We start from the raw sequence: 15,204 nt of genomic DNA, 5'->3' as shown, positions 1-15,204 counted from the left end.
TCTAGGCCAGAGGCCTGGAGTTATCGCGCGCACCTTGCTGGATAGCGGTCCGGGTTGCGGCATCCGCCCTGGCTGCTCGCGAAGATCGAAAGCTGTTTGTCGCGAGCTGCCGGGCGCCCCGAGCGGCGCGGCCTGCGGCCCATCGCGCGCCGGAGTAGCGCACGGCATTCCTGCCGAACGTCCCATATGAGTAGCGAGCGCCCATGGTGCTGAGATACCCGCCGCCATTCAGGATCGAAGCAATCGAGGGTATCTGCATGAGAACGTAGATGCCGATGATCGTCACCAGCACCAAGGGCAACACCAGCGACATTTTGCTGTCCATGGTCGCTCCGCTGGACGTGGCGGTGTTCAGCGCCGCATTGACGAGCGAGAAGTAGAAACCGAGAAAGCCGTAGATCAGAATTTGCTGGATCATCAGAAAGGTGGTCAGCGAAAGAAAGCCTTCGCTCATGCGTGAGGACCATCGGTAAAGCCAAAGGATGATCCATATCGGCGCCAAGGCCAGCGTGATGAACAACATCACTTTGGCGGCGATGATCGCGGCAATGGCAAGCGCTGCGAAGATGATGGCAGACAGCAGGACGAGCAGCGACAAGAGCGCACCAAAAATGTCATAGAAGGATCCGCTGTAGACCTGATTGGCGACGTCCTGGGCCCCTTGGTACAGATTGTCGATCAGCGCTGGAATTGCCGCCTGGTCGCTAAGCTGATTGCCGGTGGCCCGCGACACGGCGCCGACGATCACCTTACCGACCTCGTCTGGAATGCTTTGCACGAGCTGATAGATCGTTGACGAAAATGTGCCCCATCCGGTCAGCAGCAGATAGATGATGACGGCGCGGCCGAGGCGATAGGCCGCTTCGATTGGCGAAATCGACTCACGCCCGCTCAGGATCGAATAGCCCCACCACAAGATATAGAGGGTCAGCATGAGGGTGAAGACGTTGCCCATCGCATTACCCAACTGCATATAGACGGTGCGAACGAAGTCCTCGCCGATGTTGTCAATGCCACCGAGGATGCTTGCGGCGAGACCGTTCATGGATCCTCATCAATGATGCTGGCGAACGGCGTTGAATTGACCGGCTTTAGCGCGCCGCATTCGTCGGCGTGGGCATACGCCAAAGGCCCGCACGGAGCTTTCAGTTCGCGATTTGCGCATCCAAAAAGCCCTGCGCCGAGCCCAATCACAACGCATATGCGCAGGACTCGCCCCGACAAGCGTTCAGCCCCCGCTCTTGCCGAATTCCGCGAACGGATTGACGGTGCGCGGTGTCATCATCTTCTGCACCTGGCTCTGGCGAAGAAGATCTCCCTTCAGCTTCTCATTCAGCGCCGCGACCGCGCCGTTCTGGACGCCGATCAGTTCGTTGACCGCACGCGCGTTTTCCAGCTGCATTCGCGTGTTCTGGTCCACCGAACCCTTGACGTCCTGCGACTGCCCGATCTGGCCGCTCGCTGACTGCAGAGACTGTTGGCGCTGGGTAACGCCCTGCGAAGCCTGCGAGGTCAATGCGCTTAGCAGCGAGGCCACATTGACGCTGCCGCCATAGGCGGTGTTGACGGCGCTCGTCTCCTTGCCGGCAATCTGCTGGAGCTGCTTCACCAGTTGGAGCCCATTGATGACCGCGCCGGCGATTTTCTGGATTTCGGGCGAAAGGCCGCCAAACGAAAGAGCCCCGCCGTTCAGGATCGATCCGAACGACGGCGCCTGGGCAATCGACATATTGCCGCCAAGGCCCATCTGCCCGATCCCGAGCGAACCGTCACGACTGCCGCTGAGAGCCTGCAGGATCTCCTCGCTCTTTTTCAGGATATCCTTGTTCGAATCCATGATGGAGTTGGTGTTGTCCGCATTCTTGCGGGCGACATCGAGATTGGCGCCATCAATGACGGCAATCTGTGCGTGGGCCGTGCTTGCCCAAAGCGCCAGACTGGCAGCAATCGCGAATTTTTTCATGTCAGCCTCCTATTGCTGTAGAGAATTGATCACGCTGGCAGCGCCGGCAGGATCACTGGTGATGATCATCGAGCGGCTGTCGGCCGAGCTTGCCCCCGCGTTCTCAAGTGCGCATGGTAGCCACCGGCCGCGATCGATCCTCAACCGCTCCAATTCCGCGGGATCACAAGAGAACGGGTTTGGAGAGCCGCTCTTCGGCTGTTGCACCAGCTTGGACGACTGCGATGCCTGAACATTCTGCAACGATAGAAGTTGGGCCAGCAACGTCGTAAAATCCCCCGCCTGGGCGAGGTACTGGTTGGTGACATCGGCGTTGATCCCACGAGCCGACGAGTTCAGCTCCCAGGCGTCCTTGTATTCGGTCACCTGGCCAACGTTGCCCGCCAGCGCGTCGATTGCCGCGCCGTTGGCGCCGATCTGCGATGAGCTTGCATCAAGGCCGCCAGCCGCCTTCCTCACCGTGCCCATGGCCGCGTCCTGAGCCGTGCCGCCTGCGCCGTCGGCCGTTACGATCGAGAATGGCGGCGGCGCGGCGGCCGGAGCCTTGCCGCTCGACACATAGTCGTTGAAGTAGCTGTTCCAGCGGCCGACGCCGCCGGCCCATTGGTTCTGCTCGCCTGCGTTCGATCCGTTGTAGAAGGAGGCGAGACAGCTGTAGTTCGTCGCCCCGCATTGCTTCACGCCCATTCCGAGGTATTTGACGCCGCCTTCGACATTTTGCTCGTTCACGTCGCGGTCCAGTCCCATGGACTTGCCGGTGCCCTTGGTCAGCTGCATGACGCCTTTGACGCCGGTGTGGCTCCCGGCGCATGTGTCGAAGCGCGATTCCTGATAGGCGACGGACAGTGCTAGGCCTTCGGGCACGCCGTATTTTTGCGAATAATAGCGGATCATCTTCACGTTGCCCGCGTCGCGCTGCAACGCTTCGGCAGGCGACCGGCGAAACATCTGTGAGCGGTATTTGTTCGAATAGGTGCAGACGACGCTTTTCTTCTTGTCGGTTTCGTCCTTCTTGGCCTCATCCGACTTCGTGCTGTGCTGCTCGTCCTCTTGCCGCTTGTCGAGGTTCGGCCCGTCGATCACCGCGATCTGAGCGACCGCCACGCTCATGCTTTCCGCCGTAGCGAGAGCCATGACCAGACAAGCGCTGCTAAGCCGCTTCGTCATGCTCGTTCTCCCATCCGCAGAAGTATGGCAGCCACATCTCTGGCTCGTCGCCGAAGGTCTCCCGGAGCCGTGCGCATTCCTTGCTGTTGGCTTCGTTCGAGGACAGGACCTTGATGAGATCGGGCATCGCCGACAAATCGAGCTTGGCCACGATCGAGTCGCTGTCGTGCTTGACGAGGAAGGTGCGCGTCTCCTTCGCGGTTCGGCGCACGAACTCGAATTCCTTCGCTGTCAGCGACAAGCGCTCCACGTAGGATTCTTTGCTCGCCTTCGGGTTGGGGAAGAAAATGTTGGTCTTCGTTTGCTCGATCAGTGACGACGAGATGGAGGAATTGACGACGTCTTCCGCTGTCTGCGTGCCGAAGCCCACCACGCCGTTGCGGCGACGAATGGTCTTCAGTGTCTCGTTGATGAAAGCGGCGAAAACCTCGTCGTCCAGCAGCTTCCAGCCTTCATCGAGGAAGAGCATGATCGGCGAGCCATCAATGACTTCTTCAAGACGGTGGAAGATGTAGAGCAACGCCGCCGAACGCAGCTTTCGGTCACTCAGGATCTTGGTCATATCGAACCCGGCAACCGGCTTCGAAAAATCGATGAGATCGACGGGATTGTTGAAAAGCCAGCCTTTGTCCTTCGGGTCGAGCCAGGGCTGTATCCGTGCGGCCAGATCGTTCATGCCGGGCATGAGCGAGCCGCGCAGCACTTCGGGTAGCAGGTCGAAGGTGCGCTGTTCGCGCGGGATCTTGTAGATCATGTCGACGGCGGCGTTGATGACGCGCATCTCCGCCACATCAAGCGTGCCGCCTTCCGGGGTCAGAATGTAGAGGAGCAAATCTTCCAGGAAAGAACGGTTTTCTGCCGTGTCATCAAGCTGCAATGGCGCGAACCCGGTCGGCTGGGAAGGTTCCATCACCTCGTAGCGACCGCCGAGCGCCCGAACGAAAATTTCAGCACCGCGCATATAGTCAAAATAAACACATCGCGGCCGCGGCATGATGCGCATGGCCTGCGCCATCAGGAACGACAGCACCACGGTCTTGCCCGATCCGGTCGGGCCGAACACCGTGAAGTGCCCGACATCGTGAACGTGGAAATTGAAGTAGTAGGCCGTCTGGCTGGTCGTTTCGAGCAAAGCGATGGGCCGTTTCCAGTGCAGCCGCTCACGTTGGCCGGAGGGGAAATTGTGTCCGGAGAAAAGGCCGGCGAAATTGAGGGACGAGATCAACGCACGTCGCGCGATGTAGCTGAAATTTCCCGGCAATTGCGCCCAGAAGGCCAGTTCCGTGTTCAGTGTCTCGCGAACCGGCACGATCGACATGCGCGAAAGCTCGGCCGTGATGTCGGATAGCGCACGGTTGAGCCCGGTCATGTCCGGCGCCAAGGCCATGACGCTCATGTGATGTTGCCCGAAGACCACTTCGCCGCCGGCCAGCTTGTCGGCGCCGTCGTGGACGGACTCCTCGACCGTCGTGCCCGCCTCGTCTGAACCCTCGACCTGGTTGGCGATTGTGTTGATCCTGCGCATCGCCGTTACACGGTCTTCGATCGCGAAACTCTGCGTCAGGACAAACTCATGTGGCAGGCGCAAGAGACCGTCCAATGAGCCCGGAGCTGTGAACGGTGGGTATTCCTTGATCGACACCATGGCGCCGAGCTTGCCTGCGTCCGGCCCGCGAAGTTCCAGCGCGGATTTGCCGAAAAACAGCTGTCGTGTCGCCAGCACATCGCCAAGGCTCATTCGCGGCAAAGGCATTTCCACGTCGACGCCGCCGGCGAGGATCTTCGCCAAGAATTCCGCCGGCTCGGAAAAGAAGCTTTCGCGGCGTTTTACGACGCCGAGAAGACGCGCACCATAAGCCGTGAAATCCTTGACGACGCCGTCGAGAACGTCACGCAATTCGGCCATCGCCTCTTCGCGGGTTTCCTCGCCCGCGGTACTTATGCGAAACGCATTGAGCGCCTTGTCCACCCAGCCGACGCGGCCGACCATCGGTCGGCGTATGACAGTCAGATACGCCTCGTTGACGAAAAGGTTTTTCGCCCCAAGCTCATCCATGTAGCGGGCGTCGAGCTCGGCCACGAAAGGATTGTCAAAGTCGCCTTCGATCTCAGGCGTCACGTGGCGGCGGATGATCGTCGTGTAGACCGCAAAGCGAGACGTCGAGAGATTGCGGAACGTCGTGTTGCGGTTGAACATTCGGCTGTTCAGCTCGGCCTGGTCCATCGTCTGGAACGGCAGGCCACTAAGCTGGATGACGCCGACAAGAAAGCCGCTCTTCGTCACGATCAGATTGTCATCGGCATGGCGAAGGTAAGGGATGTGCATCGCCGCGGGCTTTTCGCGGCGGCGCTCACGGCCAAATTTCAGGTCGGCATCGAGGCTCATGGCGAATAGCTCCTCGCCCCCCAGAAAGTAAGGTTCGCCACCGCTCCGCGTTTGGAGACGCGCCGCTCGAAAATATGAAACATGTAGGGGTCGCGCTGGCACAGATATGCGCTGACCAGATGCACTACGCCGAACACGCCAAGGCCGAGCATGAAGCTGCTCGTGGCGATAAAACCGATCACCGCCAGGATGCCGTTCAGGGCAAAAACCTCATATCGCACCCCCCATTTCATCGGGGGGCGTGTCAGTGGCAGGCTGACCGGCTCGACATAGACTTCCTCGTCGTCCATGTCTCAGCTGCCTCCAGCGGTCGCGCGAACCGCATCCACCAGTTGGGCAGCGCCGAAGATGAGAGCGATGCCAATGATGATGGAAAAAGCCATCATCCACGCCAGCCGGCCCGTCATGGCGAGGAAGCCGAGAAAACAGACCGCGATGATGGCGAATGAGCGCGCGATGTTGCCCTGCAGAACTCCGACGAACCACTCCAGCACGTTTTCGACTGGCGCCGCCGACTGGGCATACGCAGTGGCTGGCGCGAGAGCTATTCCGACCGCCGAGGCCAAGGCCAGTTTCAGGGCAAATTTGCCCGCTTTCCTGTATTCCACCCTTGGCTCCTTTCAGTTGCCGAGATCCATGACATGACCATCCTGCCAAGCGTCCTCGCTTGCTGGCGGAGCGGCCGCGAGCGTCTCGGATTTGGTCAGGGCGGACTTCTTCACCACACCGCCGAACTTCCAGCGGTTCAGTATTTTCACGATGTATTCCGCCGTCTCCGGATTCACCGGAATGCCCTGCGCCTTGTAGACGCTGTTGGGCCCGGAGTTGTATGCCGCCAGCATCAGCAGCGGATCCCCGAATTCGTCATAGAGTGACTTCAGGTAGCGAAGGCCAGCCCGGACATTTGCCTCTGTATCGCAACGGTCGCTGACCCCTAGATCGGCCGCCGTGCCCGGCATCAGCTGCATGATTCCCAGGGCTCCGGCTTTTGAGGGACCCTGACTGGCGCCGAGATCGCTTTCGGCCCATGCAATTGTCTCGGCCAGATCGGCGTCGAAGCCTTCCTCTTGCGCGATTGAACGCACAAGTCGGGAGACCTCGGTCCGATTTACGGTCTTACACTCCCCCGGCCTTTGCGCCCCGGCCGCGGCAAGAGCTTGCGCCGGCGTTGCAAAGGCGATTGCCACGCGGTCTGATGCCAGGTCCCGGCCGTGCGCTTGCAACGGCAACGTGGCACCAAAGAGCGTGAGCAGAAGAGCGGATCGAGTGTTCATATTGTCGCCAAAATTTAACACTTTACTATGGCTACACGCAGCCCTAGTAAAGTGTCAACACGATATCGATCACAAGGACGGATTTCGATGAAACAGACGGCCCTTTGCACGGTCTTGCTGCTCCAGGGCACCCTGGCTTATGCTGCTGGCGCCGACGCCCCGAGCGCCTTCGCGCAGCCGTCGGAGCACTATCTGCTCCAGTTTGCGAAGCCGGGCGAAAAGGTGTTCGTCTATGAACGCTACGATGGGAAAGGCGCGCTCTTTCAGCGCGACGCGGCCGCTCTCATCGGGCCAGTTAAAGTGCCGTCGGCGACCGAGCGCGTCGTCAACGGCGTGACGTACCGGCTGCGCGGCCTTGCCGCCTGCCCAAAACCGAAGATTGCGTACAAGACGCAGCAGTGGGACTGCACGAAAGCCGCGCAGGACTACGAAGAGGCGATCTACAACGATCGTGCATCCGTCGTGCTTTGCAAAACACTCGTGCTGCAAAGCAGGAAGGGTGAACCCGACGCTGTCTCGTGCTTCTCGCTCGTGGGTGCGGGTAACGCAAACGACCCGTACAACGTCGCCTACGACGACGACGAAATGGTTTTTTTCGACATGGCGGCGATCGGACGCAACAAGGACGGCAAGTCGCTGCGCCCGGATCTCGAGCATTCCGCCGAACTCGGTGGACAGTTCCAGGAATGAAGCGGGCGAGCCTCGCAGTGCTGGCCGCATTTCGGTTGTGTGCATCGGCACAGGCCCAGGATGCATCGGAGTCTTCCGTGCCCCTCGCGGTATCGAAATCAGCTCAACTGCTGACTGGAGATACATGGCGTGACGGAGATCACCTTTTCCGCCTCTATGGCGTCCAGTCATGTCTTCGAGGCACATCAGCCGAAGAGCCAAATGGGAACAAAATCGATTGCGGGAACACCTCGCTGGCGCATCTGGCAGCGCTGTTCGACAGCGCGGCGGTTACGTGCCAGCCAATCGGCCACGCCCTGGACAAGGCGGTTTTTGTCGTGTGCGGTGCGCAGCTCAATGGCGAAACAATTGACGTTGGCACCGCGCTCATAGCGACCGGATATGCGTTTGCCGCAACGACAGCAAAGGGCAAAGCCGTCAATGAGAACTACCTCGTCGCGGAAATCAACGCTAAGATGAAACGTGCGGGTTTGTGGGGCACGACGTTTCAGCATCCTGTGCAGCTGCTGCTAAACAAGCGTTCGGAGAGACAACAATGAAGCACGACGATGATGCGCACAGATATTACTATCCCGTGGAAGGACGCACTGACGGCGCCATCGGCGATGCTGTCGCTCTCATCGCGATCATCTTGGTGCCGGCAGGAATCTATGCGGCCTGGAATACCGTGGCCTCATGGATTTCAGCGCTCTTCTCCTAGGACTGCAGTTTCGCAAAAGAACCGAGCAACGCGCGAAAATCGTCGACATCAACCTCGCACCAGTCGTTCCCCAACAACCGCCGGAAATAAGCTGCCTTCATTTTCATCTCAACGACATCGGCCACCGGCGCAGCGGCCGCGCGCCGACGCGCGATAGCCTCCTCCGCCATGACCGAATCCAATCGCCGGCCGATCAGAGTCGCGTCCGGCCCTTCGGCCCTCAGCCATCGCTTGCCGAGACGTTCAACCATGGCGACTGCATGACGATGCGCCGCGAGCAGATTCGCGACCCCATCGGGCTCTTCCATCACTCCGTTGTTACAGACCACTTGAATGGGCATCGACCGGCACCACGCGCATGACAATTCGTAAATGATACCTGGGGAGGCGAGAAAAATAGGGATGGGTTCATCCTCTGCTTCTCGGGCTCCCGAAGCCCTGGCTTCCGCTACTTTTCGCTCATGCGGTCACACTACCCTGCCGCCAGACAAACGTTTCAGATTGTAGTCGAAATTGCCCTTGGCCGGCGGTTTGCGAAACATCTCCCACGCAGCAACCGTGTTCAGCCTCTCCAGCGGGTCACCCGTCATACGATCTTCTCCCGTGCCGGCCAAAACCGAGTTGATAAAAACGTTGATTGAGGACGAAGGCACGATAGGATACGAAGCCTAGCGAAACGGAACGAAACTAGAGCCTATAAGTTGTTGTTTAGGAACGGAAAGTTATTTCTCCCTCCGCCGAGAGACGGGAGTGATTTCAAAGAATTATTCAAACGACTGGCGGCGGCGGGTGCGGGTCGACTGTTGGCCAAAGACGGGTTTCCTGCTGGCCCATGGACGCCCGAGCTCCTTGCAGAGGCGATTTCACTGATTGATTCCAACCGGGTTGGGGTCGATCTGCGAACGGTGCAGCTTTGGTTTCAAGAGAACGAGAAGGGAATTAGCATTGCCAACATTCGTTGGCTGGCCAGGATTTTTGGATGCGATGATCCGGTCGCAACTAGCGAATGGCAGATTGAGCTTAGTGAGGCGCAATCGCGGTTATCGGCCAAGAGACGAGAATGGAGGAGGGCCGGAAGCAGCGTTGCACAGGAGATTCCAGATACGGCACCGACTGCGCCCTTCGATGACGAGACAGACTCCCCGGTAGAGCTGACACTGGATACTGACCCCAAGGGGCCGAGCCGGCGTTTTAGTTTGGCGAGGAAATCGGAGGCGTTTTTTAGTCGCGGATCTCCCCTGAATTTACCGACGTCGGTGTTTGCGGGCGTCACCGCTCTTGGGTTTTTGTCGTATCTTACGGGGATTCACAGCGTGACGTATGACCGGGCGGATGGCGTCGTCAAGCAGGTTGGGTTTCTTTGGACGGCGAATTGGACATTCGTCTTCATGGTATTTTTGCCACTGTTTTTTGCCTTCGTGACCGAGCTGGTGACCTTTTGGAAAGACGAAGGCCGCCCAAAGCTTGTAGCGCAGGGCGACAAGATGAAAAGCGATGATGCCTGGGCTCGCACCGTACAAGCTTCTTCGTATTCATATTGGGCGGTTTTTTTGATTTGTGTGGTGTTCGCCGGTCTTTTTCAGTGGATCGGCGTGTCTTTAATCCCGTTGCTCAAAGGTGGTGGCAACTATGCGACGGATTGGGGCTCGTTAGCGATTGTGCGCCCTGAGGTTATATCGGTGCCGGAAGCAATCGTTTTCACGGGGCTCGCTTACCTGTATATGTGCCTCTGTTTTTATCTGTTCTTCGTAGGCCTCATTTTGCTTTATACGGTGATCCATGATCTTTGGAGAATTGGAGAAGCAGCGAGTAATCGGCCGGAGGTGGATTATCAACACGAGCTCCATGAAGCCAGCCTCAGGGTTATGCGTGCGATTTTTCGGTGTACTGTTTTGGGGCTTCTGATCGCCATAGTCATGAAGCTCCAGAGTGCTTACCTGACATCGCGTGGAGAGAATATTGTGTCTTGGTTGGTCGGCGATATGTCTTCCGCCTTTTATGAGCGCAATGATGTGAGCGCCGGGATCATCTACCGTAGGCCGACCCATTACAGTAGCCTTCTTATCGCTATTTCGACCTGTGTTGTATTTCTGTACGGCTCCATCCGTTTAGGTGTCGAGCGTCGGTTTTGTATGTCTTTGTGGTGGATGTCAGTGATCGTAGCGTTACTCGTGGCTAGCTATTTGCTGATCGATGCATTTTCTGGCTTTTCGATCCTTCTGGGCGTTGGAGTGCTGTTCGCAATATACGGCCTGTTTGATCCAGGGTTGGGGCGAGGGCAAGCGAGTAAGTTAGGAAACAATCAGAGTGTATCATAGTTGGCTTGATCGTTGGGATGAGCGGCGGGCGCGACGCGGTGAGGAAGGGAAGAAACCAACGGATTTCGCCCTTGACGCGGAACGCGCCTTTCCAGGTGCGAAGAAGATAAAAAGTATCGAGGAATTCTGTGCCCTTGCGGACCAGGCCGTAGCTGATCCAGCCTTTTTCGATGACCCGAATGTGAGTGATCAGGGGTTTGAAAGGCTAGATAGGTGGCTCAAATTTCCATCGGACATTTCTACTGATATCGAACAGAACAATGTCGTCTCGGCGAAAATCACAGAAAGCCGGTCGTTCGATCAGGCGTTGGTGATTTTTCACCATTGGAATGCAAGCTCCCGGAATCGTCAGATTGCCAATTTTTTCTCGCAGCGTGGCATCACGGTCGTCGAGATTGCTATGCCTTATCACTTCGAACGCAGCCGTCCCGGCTCCGCGCACGCCGACTATATGCTTAGCCCTAATCTCGGTCGAACGATCCAATCTGTAAGGCAGGCAGTGTTGGATGGGCGAAAACTCATACGTTGGTTGAAGATCGAAGGCTATCGAGAGATTTCGGTTCTCGGTATGAGCTTAGGCTCCTGGGTTGCGGGGATGGTCGCGGCGCACGACTCGGCTGTGTCAAAAGCCTCGTTGTTTCTGACGGCCGGGAGTCTAGCGGATATGGTTTGGACGGGTCGCGCGACACGATTGATACGTGATAGCCTTGAGCCTGAGATTGAGCTGACCGATCTCAGAAGGGCCTGGGGTCCACTTAACTTGGAGAATTACGCACATAGTTTGGCGCGGCCTGATCTCGATCTTCATGTCGTGTTGGCTAAGAGAGACAAAGTGGTGTTGCCAGAGCTATCGGAGAGGTTCATGCAGAGGCTGAAGGACGCCGGAGCTAGGCCAAATATTTTGAAATTAAACTGTGGTCACTATTCGCTCGCCATGCCGCCTTACATTTTATTGGCCGGTTTGAGCTTGAAACGGTTTCTTGTCGCGTGCTGACAAGTCGGCCCGGCGAGCATGAGTTTGGCTTTGGCCGGTCGTCATCCATGTCAAAGTCCTGTTATCATTCCCGCCGCTAACAGCCGACGCTGACAGCAGCGGCCCGACAGCCGCGGCGGGGGGCGCTAGTCGGCCGCCGGCCTGACCGGCAGGGCAAAGGAGCGACGCCGGCGCTGGGCGAATTATAGCCCTTTAGGAACACTCGTGGGGGGGCGAGGTGTCGGCTCTGCCAGGCGGGTTCTTTTCGGAAAAGAGGAAGGTCGCCGGATCAAGTTTCAACGCCTTGGCGATCGCCGCAATCGTGTCCACGCTGATATTGCCACTCGCGCGTTCGAGTTTCATGTATGTCGCCTCCGCCACGCCGATGAGCTCGGCCATCTCATAGCGGTGCAAATTACGTCGTTGTCGCTCAAAATCGATGATGTGCGCCAGCCGCTTGCGGATCGCATTGTCGTCCAACCGATGCGCCCAATCCGGAACTTTCTTACTGCCGGCGAGCAGTCCTGCGAAAGACACTTGCAAGCCGTTTGCCATGATCTGTAGCGTCGTCAATGTGACATTATTTTTCTGACGCACAGTCTGAATGTAGGTTCGATAGGCCAGTTTTTCGCCCTCGGGGGTCCGAAACAGTTCGGCCATGTGCATATGGGATAGGCCGCGTCTGGCTCTCTCTCGCTCAAGCGTCAGAGCAATGTTGGCGCGCAACGGGTTGTTGACTACGCCTCCGTCGTCTCGTTTCATAAATCGATGTAGTCGCACAAACCTGCCTTTTCGACCTGTCTTTTTTCGCGCGGATCGTCCATAGTAAACTGTCAAATCTGCAGCGAGGAAAGGCTATGACTTTACTCAAATTCCTACTGGGGGGTGCCGTCGCCATCGCGGGCACTGCGGCCCTTCCATCCCAATCAAAAGCGTCGGAATGGGGCTGTCAGGTCCTCCTATGTCTTTCCGGCGACTGGCAAGGCACCCCCTCGTGCCATCCACCAATTTACAAGTTGATTGCGGCGATGGAAGCCCCGGGTTTTAATTGGCCGACCTGTCCGCAAGCCAACTCTAGCGCGGCGAGATTTGAGAAGTATGAGGATTGTCCGTCTGGCTGGCAAGCAGTTGGGAGCTCCGAATCCGATCGGCCGGACTTACGCCAAGAACGGAACATCTGCCGCATCGCGGTCGATAGGCTCTCCTTGCCCGTCGTTCTCAAAAACAGCGGCCTCGGTGGGCATCATGCAGACGGATCACGTCAGGTCCAAATCGAAATCGAGGGTAAGGTGGTGACGGCAAAAATCCAGACCGCGGGCAACGATCTAGGGCATTCCCTGGGTAATGGCCCCACCTACTACACCATCGCTCGGCCGATGCGCGGAAAGCCCTGGTTTATCGAGTATGACGACGCGAACGGCGTGCGCCAGAAAAGCTGGTTCAATCTCAACACGCCATAAGCCAGGCGATCACGCAGGACGAGGCACTATGAGGGCCACAATTCTGGGAGGTTTGTAATGTTCAAGGCGCTTCTCCTGTGCACTGTGATTATGAACACAGGCGCGGTGTTGACGGCGGCTGGTCAGAGCGACAAGCCGCGATCAAGCGTGGACAATCCTATGTGGCCCGCTTCACTGAAATGGGACTGCAAGACCGCTGCCAAAATCGTGTGTGAGCGTGATGGCAGTTGCTCCGTGGCTGAGGACCACACTGGATTTGTGCTGAACTACGGCAGCAACGAAGCTGAGTTCCCGGCCAGCAATGTCAGGATCAAACGCCACTATCAACAGACCGTGCAGGCAAGCCCTTTGCAGCAGGAAGTTAAAGTCGAACTGGCCGACAATCGCGTTCTTTGGCTGACGGCCGTGGACGCCAGCCGCACGTATTCGGAAGCGTGGGTCGGCGCACTGAGCGAGTTGAAGGGTGGCGCGGTACTGATGGAATCCGAGGGTGTCTACTGCATGCCGCACAAGTGAGTGCGCCGAGAGCGCAGGCGAGCGAAGGCCGATAAGGCCTGACCCTGGGGCGCCGGCCCCGGCGGTTCAGAAGAGTTCAGAGTCTCCCGTCCAGTTTATCGAACAGTGCGGTGCGGTTAGGTAACATCGATCTGTAAAACCGACAATGAGAGCAGGATTTACTGCGGAAAACAGATCTATTAATCTAGACGACCAAAATAAGACTTGAAGAGGCGACAATCATACGTTTCTATATTAACCAAATAGTCGCTTTTACTGATGAAAGTCGCATAATCTATCTTATGGAACTTGCAAAAAATATATACCCCAATGGGTTATGTAGCACAGTCTCCGGTGGAGCGGACGTCATCCGAACCGTCCTATGGCTGGTGGGCGTGATGTTTATTGACAATATATGCTACAGGCGCCACACTTGAAGGAGATATGAAAGGAACAAGCCATGGCTTCAGATAGCCTTCACGTGCGGGTCACGGGCACCCTCCAGGCGCACGTCCAGCAGCAGATAGGCCAACACGGCCTGTATGAAAATGCCAGTGAATACATCCGCGATCTGATCCGCCGTGACCTGCAAACTCGGAGCGAGGCATGGGATTGGCTTCGGAGAAGTCTTGAGCCGGCCATGCGGGCTGAGGAAAGCGAGTATGTCATGGTGTCGGCCGACGATGTAATCCACCGGAATCAAAGCCGGTAGCATGGCAGGATATGTCTTTTATCCGAGTGCGGATCTCCAACAGGATGATATCTGGAAAGATACAGTCGAAAAATGGGGTGAAAAGCAGGCCATTGCCTACATCAGCGGCCTGCACGCTCATTTGCAGCGGCTTGCTGAAACCCAGGCGCTATGGCGCCGGCTGCCGCACAGTCTAGTGGTGCCGACCGATCTCAAAATGCAGGTCTATTGCAGCCGCTATGAGCGGCACTATGTGTTTTTCCGGGAACTGCCCAGCGGCAAACTTGGTGTGATGAGCATCCTGCATGATCGCATGGATTTGCCGGTACGGCTAATTGAAGACCTCGCAAGACTTGTAGATCCCAGATAGCCGTTCCGGGCTTGCTCGCCGCGTCTCATGTCCATCAGCGTGCATCCCTATCTCAGCGGTGTTCCGCATCGGATCGGGTATCTGGAGGAATTGCTGGATTACATCGCGTGGCGACGTCGTATTCTGGACAGGCGAGCAGATCTATAACTGGTACACGTCCGCGCGGCCCGACGATGCCCGGCCGTAGACTTTGCAAAGGATTGATGCGGGTTCGGAGGTTGTGGAGCATGCATGGCGAGGCGGTTTGGGATCGCAGTCTGGTCAGTAAACTGCTGGAGTACGCCGCCCTCTTCCGAGCGTCGGGTGTGTGCCCTATAACTTTACGGTGCCCAGGCAGCTGCTCCCCACCTTCGGGCCAATGAAGGCGCCCGCATAATCAACATATCGTCGGAGATGGCTTATCTTGGAGACGCCGAGCTCGCCTCTTATGCCGCAGCGAAGGCTGGGTTGCGGTCACTCACAAAGTCGTTGGCGCTTGAATTCGCCCCTGGCGTGACGGTCAATACCATTTGCCCGGGACCGACAGCGACAAAGCGCGTGCGGGACACTCCCGAGGTTTCCTCGGAGAATTTGGAGAAGGTACCGCTGCGCAGATGGGAATGCCCAAGGACATAGCGCGAACAGCTCTTTTTCTCGCCTCTCCAGGGGGTGACGTCTATACTGGACAGACATTGGATCCTAACTGTGGCATCGTAAAGCCGCGACCCGACCTCGATT

At 57.6% G+C, this 15,204-nt stretch carries 19 protein-coding genes and 1 pseudogene; 10 read left to right on the top strand and 10 right to left on the bottom strand.

Features of this window, described 5'->3' with window-relative positions:
• Window position 1: 1 nt before the first annotated feature.
• The 7 genes from AC07SZ_RS33715 to AC07SZ_RS33685 form a co-directional block, all read right to left on the bottom strand.
• A complete protein-coding gene (locus tag AC07SZ_RS33715; protein ID WP_352442693.1) occupies window positions 2-1,045 on the bottom strand; it encodes a TrbL/VirB6 family protein in 1,044 nt (347 codons plus the stop codon).
• A gap of 183 nt (window positions 1,046-1,228) precedes the next feature.
• Entirely contained in the window at window positions 1,229-1,963 is a 735-nt protein-coding gene (locus AC07SZ_RS33710) for a type IV secretion system protein (protein ID WP_023785080.1), read from the bottom strand.
• Between the two features lie 9 nt (window positions 1,964-1,972).
• Complete coding sequence (locus tag AC07SZ_RS33705; protein WP_494917675.1) at window positions 1,973-3,046, bottom strand: transglycosylase SLT domain-containing protein; 1,074 nt, start codon at window positions 3,044-3,046, stop codon at window positions 1,973-1,975.
• 67 nt (window positions 3,047-3,113) lie between these two features.
• A complete protein-coding gene (locus AC07SZ_RS33700; RefSeq protein ID WP_494917674.1) occupies window positions 3,114-5,516 on the bottom strand; it encodes a VirB4 family type IV secretion/conjugal transfer ATPase in 2,403 nt (800 codons plus the stop codon).
• Window positions 5,513-5,806, bottom strand: a complete 294-nt coding sequence (locus AC07SZ_RS33695; RefSeq protein WP_023720449.1) for a VirB3 family type IV secretion system protein — start codon at window positions 5,804-5,806, stop codon at window positions 5,513-5,515. Before AC07SZ_RS33695 ends, AC07SZ_RS33700 begins: the two co-directional genes overlap by 4 nt.
• Before the next feature lie 3 nt (window positions 5,807-5,809).
• Window positions 5,810-6,124 (bottom strand): TrbC/VirB2 family type IV secretion system protein, encoded by a 315-nt coding sequence (locus AC07SZ_RS33690; protein WP_023720448.1) that lies wholly within the window; start codon window positions 6,122-6,124, stop codon window positions 5,810-5,812.
• A 12-nt stretch (window positions 6,125-6,136) separates the two neighbouring features.
• Window positions 6,137-6,790 (bottom strand): lytic transglycosylase domain-containing protein, encoded by a 654-nt coding sequence (locus tag AC07SZ_RS33685; RefSeq protein ID WP_494917673.1) that lies wholly within the window; start codon window positions 6,788-6,790, stop codon window positions 6,137-6,139.
• Window positions 6,791-6,877: 87 nt separating this feature from the next.
• On the opposite strand from AC07SZ_RS33685, the gene AC07SZ_RS33680 reads away from it, so the two are divergent.
• The 3 genes from AC07SZ_RS33680 to AC07SZ_RS33670 are packed head-to-tail and all read left to right on the top strand — an operon-like array spanning window position 6,878 to window position 8,180.
• Window positions 6,878-7,480 carry a hypothetical protein gene (locus AC07SZ_RS33680; protein WP_352656906.1) on the top strand — a complete coding sequence of 201 codons (603 nt, stop codon included), beginning with the start codon at window positions 6,878-6,880 and terminating at the stop codon, window positions 7,478-7,480.
• A complete protein-coding gene (locus AC07SZ_RS33675; protein ID WP_494917672.1) occupies window positions 7,477-8,019 on the top strand; it encodes a thermonuclease family protein in 543 nt (180 codons plus the stop codon). Before AC07SZ_RS33680 ends, AC07SZ_RS33675 begins: the two co-directional genes overlap by 4 nt.
• On the top strand, window positions 8,016-8,180 hold the full coding sequence (locus AC07SZ_RS33670; RefSeq protein WP_023774993.1) for a hypothetical protein: 165 nt from the start codon (window positions 8,016-8,018) through the stop codon (window positions 8,178-8,180). Before AC07SZ_RS33675 ends, AC07SZ_RS33670 begins: the two co-directional genes overlap by 4 nt.
• Here the strand turns inward: AC07SZ_RS33670 and AC07SZ_RS33665 are convergent.
• Window positions 8,177-8,521 carry a hypothetical protein gene (locus AC07SZ_RS33665; protein WP_352442700.1) on the bottom strand — a complete coding sequence of 115 codons (345 nt, stop codon included), beginning with the start codon at window positions 8,519-8,521 and terminating at the stop codon, window positions 8,177-8,179. The two genes, AC07SZ_RS33670 and AC07SZ_RS33665, sit on opposite strands and share 4 nt — an antisense overlap.
• Before the next feature lie 126 nt (window positions 8,522-8,647).
• Window positions 8,648-8,770 carry a hypothetical protein gene (locus AC07SZ_RS33660; protein WP_023774995.1) on the bottom strand — a complete coding sequence of 41 codons (123 nt, stop codon included), beginning with the start codon at window positions 8,768-8,770 and terminating at the stop codon, window positions 8,648-8,650.
• Between the two features lie 114 nt (window positions 8,771-8,884).
• Between AC07SZ_RS33660 and AC07SZ_RS33655 the strand changes: the two genes are divergently transcribed.
• Window positions 8,885-10,498, top strand: coding sequence for an RcgA family putative transporter (locus tag AC07SZ_RS33655; protein ID WP_494917719.1), 1,614 nt, complete (start codon window positions 8,885-8,887; stop codon window positions 10,496-10,498).
• Window positions 10,488-11,492 carry an RcgR family putative quorum lactone hydrolase gene (locus tag AC07SZ_RS33650; RefSeq protein ID WP_494917671.1) on the top strand — a complete coding sequence of 335 codons (1,005 nt, stop codon included), beginning with the start codon at window positions 10,488-10,490 and terminating at the stop codon, window positions 11,490-11,492. The genes AC07SZ_RS33655 and AC07SZ_RS33650 overlap by 11 nt, the downstream gene beginning before the upstream one ends.
• Before the next feature lie 192 nt (window positions 11,493-11,684).
• On the opposite strand, the gene AC07SZ_RS33645 is transcribed toward AC07SZ_RS33650, so the two are convergent.
• A complete protein-coding gene (locus AC07SZ_RS33645) occupies window positions 11,685-12,131 on the bottom strand; it encodes a helix-turn-helix domain-containing protein (protein ID WP_494917670.1) in 447 nt (148 codons plus the stop codon).
• Window positions 12,132-12,328: 197 nt separating this feature from the next.
• Between AC07SZ_RS33645 and AC07SZ_RS33640 the strand changes: the two genes are divergently transcribed.
• The 5 genes and pseudogenes from AC07SZ_RS33640 to AC07SZ_RS33620 form a co-directional block, all read left to right on the top strand.
• On the top strand, window positions 12,329-12,931 hold the full coding sequence (locus tag AC07SZ_RS33640; RefSeq protein WP_494917669.1) for a hypothetical protein: 603 nt from the start codon (window positions 12,329-12,331) through the stop codon (window positions 12,929-12,931).
• 57 nt (window positions 12,932-12,988) lie between these two features.
• The gene (locus tag AC07SZ_RS33635) at window positions 12,989-13,447 is read left to right on the top strand and encodes a hypothetical protein (RefSeq protein ID WP_494917668.1); all 459 of its coding nucleotides are present in this window, start codon (window positions 12,989-12,991) and stop codon (window positions 13,445-13,447) included.
• Between the two features lie 439 nt (window positions 13,448-13,886).
• Entirely contained in the window at window positions 13,887-14,138 is a 252-nt protein-coding gene (locus AC07SZ_RS33630) for a ribbon-helix-helix domain-containing protein (RefSeq protein WP_494917667.1), read from the top strand.
• Window position 14,139: 1 nt separating this feature from the next.
• Window positions 14,140-14,487 (top strand): type II toxin-antitoxin system RelE/ParE family toxin, encoded by a 348-nt coding sequence (locus tag AC07SZ_RS33625; RefSeq protein ID WP_494917666.1) that lies wholly within the window; start codon window positions 14,140-14,142, stop codon window positions 14,485-14,487.
• Window positions 14,488-14,820: 333 nt separating this feature from the next.
• Window positions 14,821-15,102: pseudogene (locus AC07SZ_RS33620) on the top strand (SDR family NAD(P)-dependent oxidoreductase); the annotation flags it as partial.
• Window positions 15,103-15,204: the final 102 nt, after the last annotated feature.

This window comes from Mesorhizobium sp. GW821-FHT07A06 (assembly GCF_059419085.1).
Note: the sequence above shows the minus strand (reverse complement) of the source record. Positions and strands in the feature narration are given on the sequence as shown.

Coding starts and splice junctions, on each gene's coding strand:
- AC07SZ_RS33715 (WP_352442693.1), bottom strand. CDS start 1,045: ATGAACGGTCTCGCCGCAAGCATCCTCGGTGGCATTGACAACATCGGC.
- AC07SZ_RS33660 (WP_023774995.1), bottom strand. CDS start 8,770: ATGACGGGTGACCCGCTGGAGAGGCTGAACACGGTTGCTGCGTGGGAG.
- AC07SZ_RS33695 (WP_023720449.1), bottom strand. CDS start 5,806: ATGGACGACGAGGAAGTCTATGTCGAGCCGGTCAGCCTGCCACTGACA.
- AC07SZ_RS33675 (WP_494917672.1), top strand. CDS start 7,477: ATGAAGCGGGCGAGCCTCGCAGTGCTGGCCGCATTTCGGTTGTGTGCA.
- AC07SZ_RS33665 (WP_352442700.1), bottom strand. CDS start 8,521: ATGCCCATTCAAGTGGTCTGTAACAACGGAGTGATGGAAGAGCCCGAT.
- AC07SZ_RS33710 (WP_023785080.1), bottom strand. CDS start 1,963: ATGAAAAAATTCGCGATTGCTGCCAGTCTGGCGCTTTGGGCAAGCACG.
- AC07SZ_RS33685 (WP_494917673.1), bottom strand. CDS start 6,790: ATGAACACTCGATCCGCTCTTCTGCTCACGCTCTTTGGTGCCACGTTG.
- AC07SZ_RS33680 (WP_352656906.1), top strand. CDS start 6,878: ATGAAACAGACGGCCCTTTGCACGGTCTTGCTGCTCCAGGGCACCCTG.
- AC07SZ_RS33635 (WP_494917668.1), top strand. CDS start 12,989: ATGTTCAAGGCGCTTCTCCTGTGCACTGTGATTATGAACACAGGCGCG.
- AC07SZ_RS33640 (WP_494917669.1), top strand. CDS start 12,329: ATGACTTTACTCAAATTCCTACTGGGGGGTGCCGTCGCCATCGCGGGC.
- AC07SZ_RS33645 (WP_494917670.1), bottom strand. CDS start 12,131: ATGGCCGAACTGTTTCGGACCCCCGAGGGCGAAAAACTGGCCTATCGA.
- AC07SZ_RS33630 (WP_494917667.1), top strand. CDS start 13,887: ATGGCTTCAGATAGCCTTCACGTGCGGGTCACGGGCACCCTCCAGGCG.
- AC07SZ_RS33670 (WP_023774993.1), top strand. CDS start 8,016: ATGAAGCACGACGATGATGCGCACAGATATTACTATCCCGTGGAAGGA.
- AC07SZ_RS33700 (WP_494917674.1), bottom strand. CDS start 5,516: ATGAGCCTCGATGCCGACCTGAAATTTGGCCGTGAGCGCCGCCGCGAA.
- AC07SZ_RS33625 (WP_494917666.1), top strand. CDS start 14,140: ATGGCAGGATATGTCTTTTATCCGAGTGCGGATCTCCAACAGGATGAT.